This window comes from Phytoactinopolyspora endophytica (genome assembly GCF_004138495.1).
Classification (GTDB): Bacteria; Actinomycetota; Actinomycetes; order Jiangellales; family Jiangellaceae; genus Phytoactinopolyspora; species Phytoactinopolyspora endophytica.
Genome location: NZ_ML142853.1, coordinates 342,123 through 344,504 on the forward strand (window position 1 = coordinate 342,123; position 2,382 = coordinate 344,504).

The window sequence follows — 2,382 nt, forward strand, 5'->3', positions numbered from 1 at the left end:
CCGCGCGACCTTGTTACCCGCCGGACACGCCGATCTCGGCCGCCGCGAGGTCATCCGAGGCGTTCTCCACGTCGTCCAGCCAGCCTTCCGGCATGACCACCTTCCGCGGGCTGCCCTGCCTCCCGCGCGCAGCACCGATCTCCGACTCGGGAAACGGCTGATCCGGCTCAAGCTCAGCGAGCAGGTCGTCGAGCTGGGCGAAGCTCTCCACCATGCCCAGCGACGCCCGGACCTGGCCTCCCACGACGAACCCCTTGAGATACCAGGCCATGTGCTTGCGCATGTCACGCAGGCCGCGGTCCTCGCCCATCAGGTCGGCCAACAGCTCCGCGTGGCGCCGGATCATCCCTGCCACCTCGCCGAGGGTCGGCAGCGGCGGTGCCGGCTCACCGGCGAAGACCGCGGCCAGATCCCGGAAGAGCCACGGCCTTCCAAGGCAACCGCGCCCGACGACGACGCCGTCCGCATCGGTCTGGGCCATCATGCGCAGCGCGTCCGACGCTTCCCAGATGTCGCCGTTGCCCAGCACGGGGATGCCGACATGCTGCTTCAGCGCGCCGATCGACGCCCAGTCCGCCGAGCCCGAGTAGTGCTGTGCGGCCGTCCGCCCGTGCAGCGAGATCGCCGCGCACCCGGAGTCCTCAGCGATCCGGCCGGCGTCGAGATAGGTGAGATGGTCGTCGTCGATCCCCTTGCGGGTCTTCATCGTCACTGGGATGCCGTAAGGCCCGGCGGCGCCGACCGCCGCACGCAAGATCTCCCCGAGCAGTGTCCGTTTGTACGGCAGCACCGCTCCCCCGCCCTTGCGAGTCACCTTCGGCACCGGGCACCCGAAGTTCAGATCGACGTGTGCGACGCCGTAGTCGCCGGCGAGGATTTTGACCGCCTCTGCGACGTAGTGCGGGTCGACACCGTAGAGCTGCACGGACCTGACCGGCTCGGCATCGGCGAACACGAGCATGCCCAGTGACTTCTCGTCTCGCTCGACGATCCCGCGCGAGGTGATCATCTCGCAGACATAGAGGCCGCCACCCTGCTCCGCGCAGAGGCGCCGGAACGCCGCGTTCGTCACGCCGGCCATCGGCGCCAGCACCACCGGCGGATCCACGGTCAGACCACCAAGCCTGAGCGCCGGCACCGCAGGGCTCCTCAATGTCGTGTCAGTCATCGGCCACCCATTATCCCGCACAAACTGATAGAACCCGAGGTGACATTCGCCGCATTGCAGCAGGGCAGTTCGAACGCGTCCAGCATCCAGTCATCAAGATCGTCGTGAGACCGCGTAACGGGGCAGTCCCACGGGTACCAGATCCGGCGAAGGAGGTTGTGATGAATGATGCTCCACCGATTCACGTTGACGGGCTGACCAAGCGCTTCGGCGCGCTGACCGCCGTCGACGATCTCCACCTGGCCGTCGTGCCCGGCGAGGTATATGGGTTGCTCGGTCCCAACGGCGCCGGGAAGACCACCACCATCAGGGCTCTGATGGGATTCATCGGACCGAGCGCCGGCAGCGTCAGCCTCCTCGGCGGGCACGCACGTGAGCTACGGATCCGGCAGCGGGTCGGCTACGTCGGTGGCGACGTCCTCCTCGATCGCGGGCTACGGGTCGACAACCTGCTGTCCTGGTATGCGAGCCTGCGCGATGGAGTTTCACGGGCAAGGATCGACGAACTATGCGAGCATCTCGAGCTCGATACATCCCGGAAGATCGGTCAGCTGTCCACCGGCAACCGGCAGAAGGTCGCCATCGTCCAGGCATTCATGCACGACCCCGACGTCCTCATACTCGACGAGCCCACGGCCGGTCTGGACCCGCTGCTGCAGCGCAGCGTCCTACGTATGGTGCGGGAACGACGGGAGGCCGGGACAAGCATCCTGTACTCGTCGCACACGCTGCCCGAGGTCGAGCAGATCGCAGACCGGGTCGGAATCCTCCGCAACGGGATCCTGGTCCAAGAGGACACCATCGAGAACCTGCGCGACATCGCGCGGCAGCGGCTCGAGCTGCGGTTCTCCGGCGACGTGCCGGGCCAGGTTCTGGACGAGGTCGAGGGCGTCTCGTCGGTGGAGGTGGACGGGCATACCGCGCACGTGGTGGTCGACGGCAGCGTGGCGGCGCTCGTCGACCGGCTCGCCGGACAGGGCGTCGAACGGATCGTCAGCCACGACGACGATCTGGAGGACATCTTCTTCGAGTACTACCAGGACGGCGACAGCGCTGACGGCGCGAGAGACGACGGGCATCGCGCGACCGAGACGGAACCCGTCGATGGCCCAAGCAGTGAGGAGGCGGCATCATGAGGAGCGGGCTCATACTCCGGCAGATGCTCCGCGAACGCCGGCGCGGCCTCCTTTGGTGGTCCCTGGCGATCGCCGCGC

2 protein-coding genes are annotated in these 2,382 nt (G+C 67.4%); one reads left to right on the forward strand and one right to left on the reverse strand.

Translation table 11 applies throughout. The features are described 5' to 3' along the window. Positions 1-13: 13 nt before the first annotated feature. Positions 14-1,168, reverse strand: coding sequence for a tRNA dihydrouridine synthase DusB (gene dusB / locus ELR45_RS12370; RefSeq protein WP_129666334.1), 1,155 nt, complete (start codon positions 1,166-1,168; stop codon positions 14-16). A gap of 161 nt (positions 1,169-1,329) precedes the next feature. Here dusB and ELR45_RS12375 point away from each other — a divergent pair, with 161 nt between their 5' ends. Then, a complete protein-coding gene (locus ELR45_RS12375; RefSeq protein WP_165367711.1) occupies positions 1,330-2,304 on the forward strand; it encodes an ABC transporter ATP-binding protein in 975 nt (324 codons plus the stop codon). Positions 2,305-2,382 lie beyond the last annotated feature (78 nt).